This is a genomic window from Fundidesulfovibrio putealis DSM 16056, assembly GCF_000429325.1.
GTDB classification, from domain to species: domain Bacteria; phylum Desulfobacterota; class Desulfovibrionia; order Desulfovibrionales; family Desulfovibrionaceae; genus Fundidesulfovibrio; species Fundidesulfovibrio putealis.
Genome location: NZ_KE386885.1, coordinates 78898 through 95089, shown reverse-complemented (window position 1 = coordinate 95089; position 16192 = coordinate 78898). Strand labels below are relative to the sequence as shown.

General features: G+C 65.3%; 17 protein-coding genes. 5 read left to right on the top strand and 12 right to left on the bottom strand.

All coding sequences use genetic code 11. The features are described from left to right. Positions 1-503: 503 nt before the first annotated feature. The 6 genes from G453_RS24900 to G453_RS0117205 all read right to left on the bottom strand — a co-directional run bounded on the left by G453_RS24900 (position 504) and on the right by G453_RS0117205 (position 6448). Positions 504-803: an Hpt domain-containing protein gene (locus G453_RS24900; protein ID WP_043646302.1), complete on the bottom strand. Its 300-nt coding sequence runs from the start codon at positions 801-803 to the stop codon at positions 504-506. Then, entirely contained in the window at positions 800-2188 is a 1389-nt protein-coding gene (locus G453_RS0117225) for a sigma-54-dependent transcriptional regulator (protein ID WP_027192034.1), read from the bottom strand. The genes G453_RS24900 and G453_RS0117225 overlap by 4 nt, the downstream gene beginning before the upstream one ends. Further along, entirely contained in the window at positions 2185-4044 is a 1860-nt protein-coding gene (locus G453_RS0117220; RefSeq protein ID WP_027192033.1) for a two-component system sensor histidine kinase NtrB, read from the bottom strand. The genes G453_RS0117225 and G453_RS0117220 overlap by 4 nt, the downstream gene beginning before the upstream one ends. 76 nt (positions 4045-4120) lie before the next feature. Beyond that, on the bottom strand, positions 4121-5392 hold the full coding sequence (locus G453_RS24895) for a hypothetical protein (RefSeq protein ID WP_043646300.1): 1272 nt from the start codon (positions 5390-5392) through the stop codon (positions 4121-4123). 263 nt (positions 5393-5655) lie between these two features. Further along, complete coding sequence (locus G453_RS26655) at positions 5656-6114, bottom strand: periplasmic heavy metal sensor (RefSeq protein WP_051272561.1); 459 nt, start codon at positions 6112-6114, stop codon at positions 5656-5658. Positions 6115-6154: 40 nt separating this feature from the next. Further along, complete coding sequence (locus tag G453_RS0117205) at positions 6155-6448, bottom strand: hypothetical protein (protein ID WP_156920996.1); 294 nt, start codon at positions 6446-6448, stop codon at positions 6155-6157. A gap of 238 nt (positions 6449-6686) precedes the next feature. On the opposite strand from G453_RS0117205, the gene G453_RS0117200 reads away from it, so the two are divergent. The 3 genes from G453_RS0117200 (at position 6687) to G453_RS0117185 (ending at position 10202) form a co-directional block, all read left to right on the top strand. Continuing rightward, the gene (locus G453_RS0117200; RefSeq protein WP_027192031.1) at positions 6687-7664 is read left to right on the top strand and encodes a GDP-mannose 4,6-dehydratase; all 978 of its coding nucleotides are present in this window, start codon (positions 6687-6689) and stop codon (positions 7662-7664) included. Then, positions 7661-8752 (top strand): GDP-mannose 4,6-dehydratase, encoded by a 1092-nt coding sequence (gene gmd / locus G453_RS0117195; protein ID WP_027192030.1) that lies wholly within the window; start codon positions 7661-7663, stop codon positions 8750-8752. Before G453_RS0117200 ends, gmd begins: the two co-directional genes overlap by 4 nt. A 610-nt stretch (positions 8753-9362) precedes the next feature. Further along, positions 9363-10202: a hypothetical protein gene (locus tag G453_RS0117185; RefSeq protein ID WP_027192029.1), complete on the top strand. Its 840-nt coding sequence runs from the start codon at positions 9363-9365 to the stop codon at positions 10200-10202. A gap of 366 nt (positions 10203-10568) precedes the next feature. On the opposite strand, the gene G453_RS0117180 is transcribed toward G453_RS0117185, so the two are convergent. The 6 genes from G453_RS0117180 to G453_RS0117155 all read right to left on the bottom strand — a co-directional run bounded on the left by G453_RS0117180 (position 10569) and on the right by G453_RS0117155 (position 14550). Then, positions 10569-10916, bottom strand: coding sequence for a ferredoxin-thioredoxin reductase catalytic domain-containing protein (locus tag G453_RS0117180; RefSeq protein ID WP_027192028.1), 348 nt, complete (start codon positions 10914-10916; stop codon positions 10569-10571). 4 nt (positions 10917-10920) lie between these two features. Beyond that, complete coding sequence (locus G453_RS0117175) at positions 10921-11169, bottom strand: glutaredoxin family protein (protein ID WP_027192027.1); 249 nt, start codon at positions 11167-11169, stop codon at positions 10921-10923. Further along, positions 11166-11951: an amino acid ABC transporter permease gene (locus G453_RS24885; protein ID WP_051272560.1), complete on the bottom strand. Its 786-nt coding sequence runs from the start codon at positions 11949-11951 to the stop codon at positions 11166-11168. The genes G453_RS0117175 and G453_RS24885 overlap by 4 nt, the downstream gene beginning before the upstream one ends. A gap of 57 nt (positions 11952-12008) precedes the next feature. After that, positions 12009-12809 carry a transporter substrate-binding domain-containing protein gene (locus tag G453_RS0117165; RefSeq protein WP_027192026.1) on the bottom strand — a complete coding sequence of 267 codons (801 nt, stop codon included), beginning with the start codon at positions 12807-12809 and terminating at the stop codon, positions 12009-12011. A gap of 104 nt (positions 12810-12913) precedes the next feature. Beyond that, a complete protein-coding gene (gene tmk, locus G453_RS0117160; RefSeq protein WP_027192483.1) occupies positions 12914-13543 on the bottom strand; it encodes a dTMP kinase in 630 nt (209 codons plus the stop codon). Further along, positions 13519-14550: a 3'-5' exoribonuclease YhaM family protein gene (locus G453_RS0117155; protein ID WP_027192025.1), complete on the bottom strand. Its 1032-nt coding sequence runs from the start codon at positions 14548-14550 to the stop codon at positions 13519-13521. Before G453_RS0117155 ends, tmk begins: the two co-directional genes overlap by 25 nt. Positions 14551-14700: 150 nt before the next feature. On the opposite strand from G453_RS0117155, the gene surE reads away from it, so the two are divergent. Together surE and G453_RS0117145 are read left to right on the top strand one after the other, a co-directional pair. Next, on the top strand, positions 14701-15453 hold the full coding sequence (surE, locus tag G453_RS0117150; RefSeq protein WP_027192024.1) for a 5'/3'-nucleotidase SurE: 753 nt from the start codon (positions 14701-14703) through the stop codon (positions 15451-15453). 107 nt (positions 15454-15560) lie between these two features. Continuing rightward, positions 15561-16061 (top strand): response regulator, encoded by a 501-nt coding sequence (locus tag G453_RS0117145; RefSeq protein WP_027192023.1) that lies wholly within the window; start codon positions 15561-15563, stop codon positions 16059-16061. Positions 16062-16192: the final 131 nt, after the last annotated feature.

Sequence of the window (16192 nt, the reverse complement as noted above, 5' to 3'; positions counted from 1 at the left end):
GCCTCCCCTGGACCCGGCTATTCGCTTCGCGTATCGCCCTGCTACGAAACAGCATTTCGCCAAAATAAAGACCTGAAGCGCGCAAAGCCGCGCTTCCGGTCTTTATTTATTACAAACCGTGGTCGACGCTGGCTTGCAGCCGGGATGCGCTGCTCCGGAAACTCCCGACCATGTTTATATACGGCACACCGTGCTTTCGGCTGGGGCTGATGGCTCTCCCGTTCGTGTCCTGGCGGGCGGGCTCGAACCGATTTGAAGACGATTCGTCGCCCGCCCGCCAGAACCCGACCGTGACAGCCACCAGCCCCAGCCTCCGGCCAGATAAGACCCAAAAATAACAGCCCAGAAACGCGGCTTTGCGCGTTTCTGGGCTTTCTTGCGAGTTATCTGAAGCCTATCGCCTCGTTACGCGAAGCTCACTGAGGGTCCAGGGGGATCATCCCCCTGGCGGGTCCAGGGCGGAGCCCTGGTGGGGTCTGGGGCGAAGCCCCAGCATCACCCGCTCAAACAAGCGCGGCGAGTTCGTCCAGGCCTTTCTCGAACTCACTCAAAATAGCCTCCATGCCCTCGAGATTGCCGCGCGAGGCTGCTTCCTCGGCGCGGGCGGCGGCGTCAGCCAGTGTGGGCAGGCCGAAGCGCATGGCCGCGCCTTTCAGGGCGTGCGCGGATTCTCGTAGTGTTTGCATGTCGCTGCTGGTGAGGGCGTCGCGGGCATCGGCCAGGGTCTGGCGCAGGGCGTCGCAGAGTTCCCCCAACAGCGGAACCAGGGCGGGGGGGACGGCGGCGAGCGGCGAGCCGGTCATCGTTTGGCCAGCCCGAAGCGCTTGAGCTTGTATTGCAGCGTGCGGCGGCTGATGCCCAGCGCGTCGGCGGTGCGTTCGCGGTGTCCCTCGTTGGCGTCCAGGGCGGCCAGGATGGTCTGGCGTTCGGCTTCCTCGAAGCTGGCGGGGGAGGCTCCGTTGGCAGGCGTGGAATCCGGGACGATGCGGCAGGCGGCGTTGTCTGGCGTGCACAGATGCGGGGGAAGGAGATCGGGAGTGAGGGTGTCGGAGCGGGCCAGAATCACGGCGCGCTCCAGCACGTTCTCCAGCTCGCGCACGTTGCCGGGCCAGGGGTAGCGCGAGAGCACGTCCAGGAAGGCGGGGCTCACGGCGCGCACGGTCTTTTTGTTGCGCGTGCCAAGCTTGTCCAGCAGATGCGCGGTGAGTTCGGGTAGGTCGTCCAGGCGCTCGCGCAGCGGCGGGATGGCGATCTCCAGCACCGCGAGGCGGAAGTAGAGGTCTTCGCGGAAGGTCCCCTTGGCGACTTCGGCGCGCAGGTCGCGGTTGGTGGCGGCCAGGATGCGCACGTCGGTGACCACGGGCTTGACCGACCCGAGCGGCTCCACGATGCGCTCCTGCAGGGCGCGCAGCAGCTTGGCCTGGAGGCCTATGGGCAGCTCGCCCACTTCGTCCAGGAAGAGCGTGCCGCCGTGGGCCAGCTGGAAGCGCCCGGGCTTGTCCTTGATGGCCCCGGTGAAGGCTCCCTTGACGTAGCCGAAAAGCTCGCTTTCGAGGAGGTCTCCGGGCAGGGCCGCGCAGTTGACCTTGATGAGCGGATGGTCGCGCCGGGGGCTGACCGCGTGTACGAGTTCGGCCACCAGCTCCTTGCCGGTGCCGGATTCGCCCAGGATGAGCACGGTGGCCTCGGCGGGGCCGACCTGCTCGGCCAGTTCACGCACCTGGCGCATGGCGCGGCTCTTGCCGATCATGCGGGAGGAGGCGTCCGACTGGCCGACCTTGCGGCGCAGCTCGCGGTTCTCTGAGACAAGGCGTCCGAATTCGCTGGCCCGGTGCAGCACGGCCTTGAGCTCCTCATTGTCCGAGGGCTTGGTGAGGTAGTCGAAGGCTCCGCGCTTCATGGCCTCCACGGCGGAACCGACCGTGCCGTATGCGGTGAGCAGCACCACGGGCAGGCCGGGGTACAGCTCGTGGATGGCGGCCAGGGCCTGCATGCCGTCCATGCCGGGCATTCTCATGTCCAGGAGGATCACGGAAGGACAGTCCGGCTGGGTGCAGGCGCGCAGCTGGCGCAGGCCGTCCTCGGCGGAACCGGCCTCGGCAACGCGCCAGCCCGCGTCCTCCATGACCGCCCGCACCATCAGGCGATGGCCGGGCTCGTCGTCGATCACCAAAAGTTTCTGCGTCATCGGGGCGCTGCTCCTGAGAAGCGGAGAGTCACGGTGGTGCCGCGTCCGGGGGTGCTTGCGATGTCCAGCTCGCCCCGGTGGTCGCGGATGATCTTGTGCACGATGGCCAGCCCCAGGCCCGAGCCTTCCTTGCGCGTGGTGAAGAACGGCTCCAGGGCGCGGGCGCGCTCTTCCTCGCTCATGCCGCGCCCTGTGTCGGACAGGCTGACGCTTATGCTGCCGTCATGCTCGAAACTGGAGAGCGTGATCACGCCCCCGTCCTCGGGCAGTGCGGCCAGCGAGTTGAGGATCAGGTTGATGAGCGCCTGCTTGAGGCCGTCGGCGTCGGCCAGGACCGAGGGAGATTGGAGGTTCAGATCCAGGCTGGCCTTGGCGCGCTCCATGTCGAAGCGCAACAGGCGCGAGAGTTCGCCCGCCAGGGTGGCGAGGTCCACGGCCTGCGGCTCCATGGGCCTGGGACGCGCCAGATAGAGGAGGTCCGTGACCACCCGGCCCAGGCGGTCGGCCTCCTGCACCATGGTCTCGGCGTAGGACTGCTCGGGGTCCTTGCCCTTGAGCTTGGCCGCGAAGAACTGGGCGAACCCGCGCAGGGCGCTCAGGGGGTTTCGAATCTCGTGGGCCACGCCTGCGGCGAGGCGTCCCACGGCGGCCAGATGGCGCGTCTGCTCCAGGTCGTGCTCCAGGGAGCGCAGCTTGGTACGGTCGCGCACCAGGATCATGGTCTCTCCGTCCAGGGGGACGGCCAGGGTCTCCAGACAGCGCCCGCCGTGCTCCACCTGCTGCCAGGAGAAGGCCTCGGGATCGCGCCCGTCGGACCCGTCGGAGAGGTTCTGCCCCAGGGGCAGCTCCGACGCGGGCCGGCCCACCAGCCCGGCCCCCTCGACGCCCCCGGCTCCCCCGACCCCCAGAATGGCCTTGGCCGCCGGGTTCACGGCGGAGACCATCCCGGCAGCGTCCACGGTGAGCAACCCCTCGGGCAGCGCGTCCAGGAGCTTGGAGTGGAAGCTCTCCAGGCGCGTGAGCCTTCGGCCCTGCTCGCGGCGGCGCAGGTAGGCCAAAAGCGTCACCCAGAGCAGCGCCGCAGTGCCCAGCACGAAGCCGGTCTGCATGAGGGCGGCGTTACGGAAGTTGGTGTACTGGGCGTAGTGCTGTTCCAGGTCCATGCCCACCAGGAAGTACAAGGTGGGGGCATGGACGGCGGGAGCCTGCCGGGAGGGCGGCCCCCGGTGGCCGCGGCCGGGCATGCCGGGCCGGTCGGACCTTTCGGGCTGGGCTTGGCGCGCGGGCGGCTCGGCCAGGGGGGGAGCGGGCGGCGTTTGTGGCTGCCCGGATTCGCCTTGCTCCCCTTGCTCCGGCGTGGCGTCGCAGGGGCAGAACTGGGCCATGCCGGGGCGCATGAGCGCAGCGTAGCCAAGTATGGTGGTGCCGCCCATGGGCAGCGTGCCGAACCATTCGCCGGTGACGGCCAGGTCGGAGAGCGCCAGCTGGTCCAGTGGGGCGTCCAGCATGTCCTTGGCTTCCTTGGGGGCGGAGGAGAGAACCAGGCGTCCTTGCGCGTCGTACACGCCCAGGAAGATCAGGTCGCCCGTATCGGCGATCTCCCGGAAGACTTCCTCCAGGCGTTCGCGGGCCACCTCGGGCTGCATGCGGCCAAGCATGGGCATGATCCGCATGAGGTTGGACTCCACGCCGCGCAGGATGGTGCGGGACGCGAAGAGAACGTGCTGGTCGATCAGCCTGCGCTGATCCACGAGATTGCGCCAGGTGACGGCGGACAGGGCCGCGCCCAGGAGCACCAGGGCCAGGGCGGCCAGGGCCAGAAGGCTCCGGGATGTGCGCGGGGTGGAGATGTCCATGCTGTTCGCGTGAGCCTTGGTTATGCGCAGGGCGCGGCGACCGGCTGCGAGGCCGGACGCCGCTGCCTTGCTGGAGTTACTTGACGATGAGGTCCATGACCTGCTGCGCGGTGAGGTTGTTCTCCACGGCCAGTTCCCGGAAGGTCATGTCCGAGAAGGCCACGATGCCCTTGGCCTTGAGCTTGGCCAGGGCCTGGGCCGTGTCGATGGTGTGGTCGCGGCAGAAGGCGGCCAGGGTCATGCGTTCGAGGCCCTCGGGAGCCACGATTGGCGCGGCGGGCGCAGGAGCCTGGGGCGTGCCGGGTTGCGTCACCTGTCCGGGGACTGGCGCAGGCGCGCCGGGAGCCGTGCCCGGCTGAGGCTGCTCGACGACCGGAGGCGTCGCCGGAAGGGCCGGGGTCGCCGGGACGGGGGGGGCAGGAACAGGCGCGGGAGCCGCAGGCGCAGAGACCGGAGCCTGGGTCTGGGCCGGTGCGCCGCGCAACGCGTCGTACACCTCGATGGGCAGCATCAGGTTCGATTGCGCGATCTGGCGCAGCGTCATGTCTCCGGAGGCCTTGATGCCGGACTTGGCCAGCTTGTCCACCGCGCCATTGAGATTCAGCCCGTACTGCTCGCACACGTCGGCCAGCTTCAGCCTGCCCAGGCCCGGCGGCGGGTCGGCGGGGAGCTGGGGCGGCGCGGGCGCGGCCTGGGGCTTGGGGGCTTCAGCAACTGGAGCGGCTGGGGCGGCCGGGAGCCTGGGGTCCTTGCCGCCGCGCAGGGTCTCGTACACGGCTGCCGGGGCCAGCCCATTCTGCCGGGCGATCTCGGTGATGGTGGCGTCGGGGGAGGACAGCTTCACGTTGTGGGCCGCCAGATTGGTCAGCGCCTTGGCCGGGTCCAGGCTCAGGCGCTTGGCCAGCTCCGTGGGGGTCATGGACGCCGCGCCCGCCAGCGGCGGTTCGCCGAAGCTCTTGGCGTGCCAGGACTTGAGCCCGGAGGCCATGTGCACCAGGGTTCCGCCCGGCGGCAGCATGAGCACGCTTGCCAGCAGGAGCACCACGAAAATGACGATGGCGGTCAGCCAGGCCTTGGCGGTCTGCGCGCCGTAGCGGTCCTCGGCGTCGCCCGTGGGCAGGGCCATCATCCGGGACGCGCCCGTGAACAGGCTGATCAGCCCGGAGAGTGTCAGCAGAAGGCCCATGCCGTAGTGCAGGGCCTCCCAGCGGGGGCGCGACAGTCCAAGAAAGCTCCAGTCCGACCACAAGGCCACCTCGGTGGACGGCCCGGCGAACAGGGCCAGGGAGGAGGCCGCCATCCCGGCCAGGGAGAAGGCGAACAACAACCAGAAAATACGGCGCAGCATCGTTTGCTCCTGAAGAAGGCAAGGTGGAGGCGCTCGTCCCCCCGCAAGCGTCCGGCGTCCGAAAGGCACCTTGGCGCTCACGCGTGAATCACGCGCCTCTGCACGGCACGGGGCAGCGCCCCGGCCCGTCTTCCTCTTCTATTATCACCGCATGCGCAAGCAAGGCAATGCGCCTGAAAATGGCGGAACCCCGCCGGTGGGGGCGGGGTTCCTGAGGTGAGGAGGTAGAGGCTATGGAACTATGAACGTTGTGGTTTCAGGGGTTACTGGCAGCAGGGGGCCTGGGCGTTGCCGCCCTTGGGGCCGACGCCCTGGCCGCCCATCATGGGGCAACCGCCGGGGCCGAAGCCGGGACCACCCGCCAGGGGCAGGTTGACGCCGGTCTCCTTGAAGATGCGCTGCTGCAGGGCCACGCGCTCCTGGTACACCATGGAGCTCAGGGTGCCGATCTCCTTGGCCAGGGCCTCGATCTTGGAGCTGTCGGGCTTGGGCGCGGCCAGGATGGCGTTCAGCTCGGCCTGCTTGGCCCATTTGCGGGCCTCAAGCTCGTAGAGGGTCTGGCGGCCTTCGCGGTACAGCTTCGCCACCTGCTCCTGCTTCTCCTGCGGGATGTCGGGCATCCACGCGCCGGGGCCGCGCCCGTAGGGGTTGGCCATGGCCAGGGAGGCGGCGGCCAGCATGGCCACCAGGGCGACGGACAGGATCATCAGACGGGATTTCATGAGCGGTTCTCCTGAATGGAATGAGGGTCGTTTCTATGTGTTACTGCTGAGACTGAGCAGGTACTGCGGGGACGGCCTGGGTCGGGGCGGTCGCGCCGCGCATCCATCCGTATCCGTATCCGTGGCCAGCGCCTTGGGCATACCCGTGTCCGTACCCGGCTCCGCGCATCATGGGCATGCCGTTTCCGGCGTTCACGCCAGGCGTGTACGATGCGTTGCTCCAGGCCGGGCAGTTGGCGTTGCCGCCGCGACCCATGCCGCGCGCTTCGGCCATGGAAACCATGCCTGCCAGGGCTACGCCCAGCATCAGCAGAATGAGAGTGAACTGTTTCATGGTGCCTCCGTGCAGCGCGTGGCTGCTCTTTGCCGACATTAAGCAGCATCCGTGCCAATAGTTTTTATGAATAAAATAAGTATGTTGTTGTGTGGCGTGTGCCAATTGCAATGTGCATGTGCAGCCTTTTGCACATGCACGTGCACGTACCCGCACTTGGGAGAAATGTGACGCGCATTGACAGGGGCGAGGCTTTGGAACATGTAAGGCCGCTTACGAATACGATCCCGGAACACCCATGAAATCCGCCCTGATACTCGGCATAACCGGCCAAGACGGCGCGTACCTCACCAGGCTGCTGCTGGAGAAGGGCTACGCCGTGGCCGGAACCTCGCGCGACGCCCAGATGGCCAACCTCGGAAGCCTCGCCGCCCTCGGCGTGGCCGACATGGTGAGCCTGCATTCGGCGTCGCTGACGGATTTTCGCGGCCTCTGGCAGGTGATCGAGAAGGTGGAGCCGCAGGAAATCTACAATCTGGCCGGGCAGAGCTCCGTGGGCCTCTCCTTCGAGCAGCCCCTGGAGACGTTCGAGTCCGTGGCCGTGGCCACCATAAACATCCTTGAGCTGCTGCGCCTTCTGGGCAAGCCCGTGCGCCTCTACAACGCCTGCTCCACGGAATGCTTCGGCAACGCCCCCGAGCCTGCCAGCGAGGAGACCCCCTTCAGGCCGCGCAGCCCCTACGCCGTGGCCAAGGCCGCCGCCTGCTGGGCCGTGTCCAACTACCGCGAAGCCTACGGCCTGTACGCCTGCTCGGGCATCCTCTCCAACCACGAGTCGCCCTTGCGTCCGGCCCGCTTCGTCACCCGCAAGATCGTGTCCACGGCGTGCCGCATCGCGGCGGGGTCCGGCGAGCGCCTCTCGCTCGGGTCCACCAACGTGGTGCGCGACTGGGGCTGGGCCGAGGAGTACGTGGACGCCATGTGGCGCATGCTCCAGCAGGACGATCCGGGCGATTTCGTCATCGCCACGGGCAAGAGCTTTTCCCTTCAGGATTTTACGGCCCAGGTCTTCGCGGAGCTGGGACTTGACCATACCGAACACGTGGACACCAACCCCGGCCTGTTCAGGCCCTCGGACATCCTCTACAGCCGCACGGACCCCTCCAAGGCGCGCGAGCTTCTGGACTGGCAGGCCAGCATGGCCATGCCGGAGGTGGTCCGGGCCATGATCGGGGCCGAACGGGAGATGTTGTCCGCCAAGGAGCGCTGCATATGAAGAAGAAGGTCGCCCTCATCACCGGAACCACCGGGCAGGACGGGGCCTATCTGGCCGAGATGCTTTTGGAGAAGGGCTACGAGGTCCACGGCCTCAAGCGCCGCTCCTCGCTGTTCAATACGGACCGCATCGACCACCTGTACCAGGACCCCCACGTCACGGGGCGCAAGTTCATCCTGCACTACGGCGATCTGACCGACTCCACCAACCTGATCCGGGTGATCCAGCTGGTGCAGCCGGACGAATTGTACAACCTGGCCGCCCAGTCCCACGTGGCCGTGTCCTTCGAGACCCCGGAGTACACCGCCAACTGCGACGCGCTCGGAACCCTGCGCATCCTGGAGGCCATCCGCATCCTGGGGCTGACTGAAAAGACCCGCGTGTACCAGGCCTCCACCTCCGAGCTCTTCGGCCTTGTGCAGGAGACCCCCCAGACCGAAAAGACCCCGTTCTACCCACGCAGCCCCTACGCCGTGGCCAAGCTCTACGGCTACTGGATCACGGTGAACTACCGCGAGGCCTACAACATGTACGCCTGCAACGGCATCCTCTTCAACCACGAGTCCCCCCTGCGCGGCGAGACCTTCGTCACCCGCAAGATCACCAGGGCCATGGCGCGCATCAAGCTGGGCCTGCAGGACTGCCTGTTCCTGGGCAACCTGGACGCCAAGCGCGACTGGGGCCACGCCCGCGACTACGTGGAGATGATGTGGCTCATGCTCCAGCAGGACACCCCGGATGATTACGTCATCGCCACGGGCAAGCAGTACAGCGTGCGCCAGTTCGTGGAGGCCGCCGCTGCGGAGCTCGGCATTCCCCTGCGTTTCGAGGGACAGGGCGTAGACGAGAAGGCCTACCACGCCCAAACCGGCAAGTGCCTGGTGGCCGTGGACCCGCGCTACTTCCGTCCCACCGAGGTGGAGACCCTGCTTGGCGACCCCACCAAGGCCCACACCAAGCTGGGCTGGAAGCCCCGCATCACCTTCGACCAGATGGTCTCGGAGATGGTCAAGGCCGACCTGCGCGACGCCGAGCGCGACAACATGTGCCGCAGCGAAGGCTTCAAGACCTTCAATTTCCACGAATAAGATCGCGTTTCCTTCTCGCTTCCACCAAAGGCCGGGTTGTCCCGGCCTTTTTTTGTGCCGGACGAGGCCCACGGATTGTCCATCAGGCTCAATATTTGCTAGCATCCGGTGGCAGGTGCACTCATCACCTTGAAAATGTTGAAAGAATGTCAAAAATTTTGACATCTGGCGGAAATGTTTACACCTGAGGGGTCTTGTGAGGTTGAGGCGAGGTTTCCGGCAGGCGGGCGTTCCAGCCGAGGCGTGCGGCCCGCGACACTATCTGGAAGGGGGTGTGTGATGCTTGTGCGTATCGCCCTTATGCTGCTCCTTCTGCTTTTGTCGTCCCTTGTGCAGGCGTTCGCCTCCTTTCCGTTTTGCGCCCCCTGATACCCCTGAGCGCCTCTTCGGCCAAGAAAATGCGAATGACCGTCAAAACAACGTGTTGTTCGGTACACGACTTGCTTTCAAAGCCTGACGTTCGTGTGAATCACCGGATTGTGGCCGACATGTGTCAACAATCCAAGAAAATTGTAAGTTTTTTTTACAGAGCGTGTAACCTGCGGCGCTGCGCCCCTGAATCGATTTTCAGAAGGCAACTGCCGGTTCGCAAACAGAAGGATTGAAGACCATGAGATACCGTCTGGGCTTCCCGCTTTTGATCGTTGCCGTGCTTGCCTGCATTGGCATTGCCAGCGCCATGGGGCATAACGTTCTGCCTGAGACGGTGTTGAATATCCTGAGCGATAAGTCTTCATCCAAGAGGCAGCCGGATGTCGCCAATCTGGTGAAGGCTGAGCCTTCCCGCCAGGACGAGCGGCGCTCGTCAGCCGTGCCGAACGGCGGAACGGGCTTGTCCCCCGCAGTGTTCCAGGACTTTTTCGAGGTGGCCCAGGCGGGTTACCTCTCTGACATGACTGCGTCGCTTACGTTCCCGCAGGACTCCGCTCCCTCCGGTCCCCAGGCTCGCGGGTTCGTGTCCGGAGCCGGGAACCCGGCGCACTCCCAGCAGGCAGCCTCGATTCACTCTGGTTCGTCCTGGAATCCGGGCAGCGGTTCGGGTGGTTCGGGCAACCCGGGCAGCGGCGGCTTGGCCGGTTCGGGCAGTTCAGGCGGTTCCGGCAGCAATCCCGGTTCCTCGGGCGGGACCTTGGACCAGAATCTGGTCCTCGCCAGCCTGATGACAGGCCTGGAAGAGGCGGGAAACGGCGGTTCCAAGAATCCGGCAAGCGATGACGATTTCGGCATCCTGCCCCAGACTACCCATATCCCCCAGCCCTCTTTCGTCCCCGAGGCCGACCCCCTGATGGGCACGCCACTCGAGAAAGTGCTTCCCGATCCCAATGAACAGCGCAACCCCGACCCTGCCCCGGTTCCCAATCCCGAGCCGGGAACGCTGATCCTGGGCGGCCTGGGGCTGGCGATCATGGCCGTCGTGCACAGGCGCATGAGGCCCAGGCAGGGCGAGTAGGGAACTGGCCGCAAAGCCTGCAACACTGCGGGCGAGCAAATAAACAAACGGGAGGCTTTGGGCCTCCCGTTCTTGTTTTCTAATGAAGTATCTGTCGGATGCCCGAGCGCGGCTGGGCGGGATGTGGTGTCGTGTCCGGGCGCGTGCCGAGGGCGCGGATAACGCAAAAATAATGAGGGTTTCCAAAGGGCGAAGCCCTAAGGCCTGCGGAGGCTAATCTTCCGACACGCCTTACCTGAGCAGCACGCTTCGCGCCTTTCTCAGTATGGCTCCTCAAAATCAATATGCGCTTGTTTTGAGGATAATTGTCTGAAATTATGGTGTTTACACTTGAAAAACATATTCATGTTTTTCAAGTATGCCACCCTACTCCAGTCCGAGTCCGGCCAGCACCTTTTCGGGCGGGCGGCGCTCCGGCACCACGCGCAGGGGGCGCTTCTCGTCGTTCCACTCCTTGCTTGCGTAGAGGCCGCAGAAGCAGGTGCCGTATTCCGCCACGTCCGCCTCGCGGTACTGGCAGGGGCAGACGATGTCCCGGTCCATTTCGAAGTTGCCCGAGGCCAGGCGGCAGGGGCAGGCCATGTGGCCGTAGCGCTCCTTGTTCACCAGGAGCATCTCCAGAAGGTCCATGACCATCTTCTGGTCGCGGTTGAAATAATAGCCCTTCTTCTCCTGGAAATCCTTCAGCTTGCCGTAAAGTTCCTTGGCGTCCATGTGCTCAGTCCTCCAGGGCCTTTTCCAGCTGCTCCTTGTCGAAGCCGACGATCACCGTGCTGCCGACCATGACCGTGGGGAAGGACAGGTTCGGGTTGACCTTCTTGATGGATGCGATGGTCTCGCTGCGCTCTTCCCCGGCAAGCCTGTCCACGTAGACGCATTCGTAGGGCTGGCCGCGCTCGTCAAGGTACTCCTTGCAGTGCTTGCAGTGGATGCAGGTGGAGAGAGCGTAGATCTTCACGTTTTTCATCTCGGTACGGCTCCTTTGAGTGTGGCGGCGGACTTGGTTCGCGGCGTGGACTGGTAATTCATCCGCTTTTCCAGGTGATAGGTCAAGATGGAGAGCGGGTAGGTGAGCAGCAGATAAAAGAGCGCCAGTGGCAGATACGACTCAAAAGTCTTGTATGTTGCGGCGTTTACTATCTCCGCTCCCTTGGTGAGTTCGCGCACGGCGATAACCGAGAGCAGCGAGGAGTCCTTGATGAGCGAAACGAACTGGCCCGTGACCGGCGCAATGATGCGCCGCAGCGCCTGGGGAAAGACCACGTGCCGAAGTGCCTGGGCGTGGGTCAGGCCCGTGGAACGCGCGGCCTCCCACTGGCCGTCCGAAATGGATTCGATGCCCGCGCGGACCATCTCCGTGATGTAGGCCCCGGCGAAAAAGGCCAGGGTGGCCATGCCGATGAGAAACGGGCTGTCCACGTGGACCACCACGCCGAAGCAGAAATAGAAGATGTAGATCTGGGTGAGCAGGGGCGTGCCGCGAAAGCCCCAGACGTAGAGCGTGGCCGCCTCGCGCAGCCAGATGTTCTCGGACACGCGGGCCAGGCCGCCCAGTATGCCGATGACCAGCCCCAGGGTGATGGCCCCACAGGACACCATGATGGTGGTGGCGAAGCCCTCTATGAACAGATCGCGGTACTGCCAGACCACCCACCAGTTCCAGTTGTAGCGGATGGTGGACAAGAGGGCCACCAGGGCGGCTGTTCCGATGCTGAACAGTATGAGGCGGACGGCGTATTTATTGTGCATGGAAAGAACGGTCCGGCCCGGCAGCCGGTTGCGGCGCGCCGGGCCGGTTCCGAAGGGTTATTTCAGCAGGGGGCCGACAAACTGCTTGCGCAACGCTTCCAGGGAGCCGTCTGCGCGGCGAAGGGTGACGAACATTTCCATCCAGTTCCAGAGGTCGAAGTCGCCCTTGCGCATGGCGATGCAGAAGGGCTCGTAGGTGAAGGGCTGGAGGATGGCCTTGGTGGCGTCCGGGAACTCCTTGGCGTGCTTGGCGATGGACAGCTGGTCGTAGATGAAGGCGTCGGCGCGCCCGTTGACCACTTCCGCCACGCAGGCGGATTCGTCCTTGTAGCGGTTGATGGTGGCCTTGGGGAAGCGCTTTGCGGCCAGCAGGTCTGAAGTGGTGCCGGTCTTCACCGCGATGACGCGCTTGGGGTCGTCCAGCTGTTCCACGGAGGTCACGTCGGCGGCGCGCTTGCTGGAAAGCAGGGCGCACAGGCCGGTGGTGAAGTAGGCGCTGGTGAAGGTGATGGTCTTGGCGCGCTCCAGGGTGCCGGTGATGCCGGAGATGATCAGGTCGATCTTGCCGGTCTGCAGCGCCGGGATGAGGCCGGTCCATTCCATGTCCTTAATTTCAAGCTCCACGCCCAGGTCCTTGGCGGCCATGCGGGCGAGCTCGACATCCAGTCCCACGGGCTGGCCCTTGGTGTCGGTTGACTCGAAGGGCGGATACTTGAGCTCCATGCCCACCACCAGTTTCTTACGGTTGACTATCTCGGTGAGCAGGCTCTGCTTGGCGATATCGAAAGGCGCCTGGGCCAGGGCGGCCTGGGCGCATAAGGCCAGGGCGAGCATGATGAAGACTATCCTGCGAAGCATGGCAATCCTCCTGAAAGTGCGTGGGAATATCTTCCTTCTAGCCCAGAAGCAGCGCGGCAGGAAAGACTTTTCTCAATTGTGCGCGGCACTTCGGGACACGCCTGTTACAGACGCTGCCCGATGGCGCGTTGCACCCGGCTGAACACCGCTTGCGGATCGCCCGTGGCGTCGGCCACGGCGAAGCGATGCGGCTCGCGCGCGGCCAGCGTAAGAAAGCCGTCCCGCACCCGCTGGTGGAAGGCCATCTCCAGCGCCTCGAATCTCCCTTCGGACTGGCTGGCCCCTGCGCCCGAGTTGCGGCTCCTGGCCCGCGCGAGCCCTTGCTCCACGGGCAGGTCCAGCACCACGGTCACGTCCGGGGCGAGCCCCCCGGTGGCCATCTCGCCAAGCGAAATCAGGCGCTCCACGTCCAGGCCACGCCCGAAGCCCTGATAGGCCACGGTGGAATCATGGTAGCGGTCGCACAGCACCACCGCGCCCTGGGCCAGGGCCGGGCGGATCACCTCGGCCACGTGCTGGGCCCGGTCGGCCAGATAGAGAAACAGTTCCGCCGTGGAATCCAGGTGGGTGTTGCGCGCGTCCAGCAGGATGGCGCGAAGGGTCAGGCCCAGGCCGCAGCCGCCGGGCTGGCGCGTGGTCAGCACCGTGTGCCCCAGGCTGCGCAGCCAGGACTCGGCCAGGGCGATCTGGGTGGACTTTCCCGCGCCCTCTACACCTTCAAAGGTAACGAACATTGGCTGGGACCTTTGTCCTGGGGCTTCTTGGGAGCGGGGGCCTCGGGCCGCACGCGCACCGGGTTGAACACATAGCGGTCCAGGCCGCGCACGAAACCGGCCACGCCGATCTTGTCCGGATTCTCCACCGCGCCGGTGAACTGCTGCACCTTGGCGTCGATGTTGTCCGCGAAGTGCAGCAGCATGGCCTCGGGGGTCATGGGCGTCTTGGGGGAACCGTAGGCCAGCTCTCCGTGGTGGCTCAGGAGCATGTGCTTGAAATGCAGGATCAGACCCGGGTCCAGGTCCCTGGCTTTGCGCAGGTAGGGCTCCAGGAGCGTCAGCGACAGCACGATGTGGCCGAGCATCTGGCCCTCGTCGGTGTAGTCGCGGGTGAGGCCGGAGGAGAGCTCCCAGGCCTTGCCCATGTCGTGGAAGGCTGCGGCGGCCAGGAGGGTGTCGCGGTCCAGGGCCGGGTAGAGCTCGCAAAGCGCCTGGGCCACCTTGCACACGGCCAGGGTGTGCTCCAGGAGCCCGCCCCGGTAGGCGTGGTGCATGGCTTTCGCGCCGGGCGCGGCCAGCAGCTTCTCGCGGATTTCCGGGTCGCCCAGCACCTTGCGGCAGAAGCGCCGCCAGGGGGCGTGGCCGATGTTGGACGAAAGGAACTCTTCGAGTTTCGCGTAGATGGACTCGGGCTTCTCCTCGCTCTCGGGCAGGAAGTGGCTGAAGTCCACGCCCTCGGGGGATGTTCCCAGGGGTTCCAGGCGGTCCAGGTTGAGCTGGGGCTGGTCGCGGTAGCTGGTGACCGTGCCCGTGGCCAGGACGAACTGCCCGGCGGGGAGGTCGTCGATGGCGGCCGCGCCGGGCGACCAGAGCTTGGCCTCGATGACCCCGGAGGCGTCCTGGAGCTTGAGCGACCAGAACGGGCCGTTGCGGGCTTGGCCCTTGGATGCCTGCGCCAGCAGGAAGCATTCGCTCACCTGGTCGCCCACGGAGAGGTCACGTACGAAGATGCGTTTTTCGGTCACCGGCTTGCCAGCCTCACAGGGGTAATCTAGTATGCGTCCAACTGACGCAAAGAGTTACAGATTTCCAAGGCCGGGGCAAGTGGCCCGGCGGGGGGAAGGGACGCCCACGCGTCGAACTGCACAAATATCGGAGCATCGCGAAAGAAACCCATGAAAATACTTCTCACCAACGACGACGGAATCCAGGCCATCGGGCTGCGCTCCATCTATCACGCGCTGGTGCGCGCCGGTCACGACGTGCAGGTGGTGGCCCCGGTCACGGAGATGAGCGCCGTGGGACACGCCGTCACCTTGGCTGCACCGCTTCGCGTAAAAATTTTCGAGGAAAAGGATTTTTACGGCCAGGGCGTATCCGGCACCCCGGCGGACTGCGTGAAGCTCGGCCTGACCACGCTGCTTGCGTCGCCGCCCGATCTGGTTGTCTCCGGCATCAACGCCGGGGCCAACGTGGGCGTGGACATCCTCTATTCCGGCACAGTGTCCGCCGCCACCGAGGGCGCGCTCATGGGCTTTCCGGCCCTGGCGCTCTCCTACGACAGCTTCAGCCCCGGCGACCTGTCCGCGCAGGCGGACTTCGCAGCCTCGTTCCTGGCGAAAGTCGACTGGGACGCCCTGCCCGGCAACTGCGTGCTGAACATGAATTTCCCGGACCTTCCCATGGATAAGGTGTGCGGCCTTAGGGTCTGCCCCCAGACCCACGCCGCCTACCACGACTGGTACGACGCGCGCGTGGACCCCAGGGGTCGCCCTTATTACTGGCTCACGGGCGTCATCCCCACGGACCGGGTTCTTCCCGGCCAGGACAGGGCGCTGCTGACGGAAGGCTTCATGACGCTCACCCCGCTGCGTTTCGACTTCACCGACCACGAAACAATGGAGCGTCTTGCGGGTCTTTCGTTCTGAGCGACTGTTGTTTGCGACGTTTGAGGCCCCGAAAGGGGCCTTTTGCGTTGCGAGGGGCGGTGAATTGTGCGAAATGTGGGTCATAATCATGAAAAAGCGGGGGTACGATGCTGAACGTGCTCACGGTGGATGACGACGAGGTGACCCAGTTTCACGCCAACCAGCTGCTCCAGCCGTTGGGGAGGGTGCGCATGGCCTATTCCGGCATGGACGCCGTGGCCCGCGTGAAGGAATCCCTGGCCTCCGGGGACGGCTATCACCTGATTTTCATGGACGTGATGATGCCCGGACTGGACGGGCTGACCACCGTGCGAGAGATCGTGCATTGCTACAACGAGAGCCGCATCCCGCTGGAACAGCGCCCCAAGATCATCATGCTCTCCTCCGTGGAGGAGCGCGACACCAAGATAGATGCCCTGTATGCCTGCGGCGCGGACCACTACATGACCAAGCCCCTGGACAGCGAGTTGCTGGCCGTATTTCTGGGGGCGCTTGGCATGCTGCCGCCGGGCGGCCTGGGACCTGCGCCCGCGTCGGCCTCCGAACCGGATGGCGGTGCGCAAGCCGATGATGGGGCCTGCGCCGAAGACGAGCTCAAGTCCGCGTAGGATGAGAGGCTCCGCTGGTCTGGCCGCGCATGCGGGTATGCGTTGCTCGTGTGCGCAGTTTGGTCCAGGGCTTGTTGGCGTATCGGTCCGCCCCTGCCGCGACGTCTGATGGAACTCCGCTTCGGGCGCGC

What these genes read in the sequence shown, in the direction of transcription:
- G453_RS24900 (WP_043646302.1), bottom strand. Translation starts at nt 803, where the DNA reads ATGACCGGCTCGCCGCTCGCCGCCGTCCCCCCCGCCCTGGTTCCGCTG.
- G453_RS0117225 (WP_027192034.1), bottom strand. Translation starts at nt 2,188, where the DNA reads ATGACGCAGAAACTTTTGGTGATCGACGACGAGCCCGGCCATCGCCTG.
- G453_RS0117220 (WP_027192033.1), bottom strand. Translation starts at nt 4,044, where the DNA reads ATGGACATCTCCACCCCGCGCACATCCCGGAGCCTTCTGGCCCTGGCC.
- G453_RS24895 (WP_043646300.1), bottom strand. Translation starts at nt 5,392, where the DNA reads ATGCTGCGCCGTATTTTCTGGTTGTTGTTCGCCTTCTCCCTGGCCGGG.
- G453_RS26655 (WP_051272561.1), bottom strand. Translation starts at nt 6,114, where the DNA reads ATGAAATCCCGTCTGATGATCCTGTCCGTCGCCCTGGTGGCCATGCTG.
- G453_RS0117205 (WP_156920996.1), bottom strand. Translation starts at nt 6,448, where the DNA reads ATGAAACAGTTCACTCTCATTCTGCTGATGCTGGGCGTAGCCCTGGCA.
- G453_RS0117200 (WP_027192031.1), top strand. Translation starts at nt 6,687, where the DNA reads ATGAAATCCGCCCTGATACTCGGCATAACCGGCCAAGACGGCGCGTAC.
- gmd (WP_027192030.1), top strand. Translation starts at nt 7,661, where the DNA reads ATGAAGAAGAAGGTCGCCCTCATCACCGGAACCACCGGGCAGGACGGG.
- G453_RS0117185 (WP_027192029.1), top strand. Translation starts at nt 9,363, where the DNA reads ATGAGATACCGTCTGGGCTTCCCGCTTTTGATCGTTGCCGTGCTTGCC.
- G453_RS0117180 (WP_027192028.1), bottom strand. Translation starts at nt 10,916, where the DNA reads ATGGACGCCAAGGAACTTTACGGCAAGCTGAAGGATTTCCAGGAGAAG.
- G453_RS0117175 (WP_027192027.1), bottom strand. Translation starts at nt 11,169, where the DNA reads ATGAAAAACGTGAAGATCTACGCTCTCTCCACCTGCATCCACTGCAAG.
- G453_RS24885 (WP_051272560.1), bottom strand. Translation starts at nt 11,951, where the DNA reads ATGCACAATAAATACGCCGTCCGCCTCATACTGTTCAGCATCGGAACA.
- G453_RS0117165 (WP_027192026.1), bottom strand. Translation starts at nt 12,809, where the DNA reads ATGCTTCGCAGGATAGTCTTCATCATGCTCGCCCTGGCCTTATGCGCC.
- tmk (WP_027192483.1), bottom strand. Translation starts at nt 13,543, where the DNA reads ATGTTCGTTACCTTTGAAGGTGTAGAGGGCGCGGGAAAGTCCACCCAG.
- surE (WP_027192024.1), top strand. Translation starts at nt 14,701, where the DNA reads ATGAAAATACTTCTCACCAACGACGACGGAATCCAGGCCATCGGGCTG.
- G453_RS0117145 (WP_027192023.1), top strand. Translation starts at nt 15,561, where the DNA reads ATGCTGAACGTGCTCACGGTGGATGACGACGAGGTGACCCAGTTTCAC.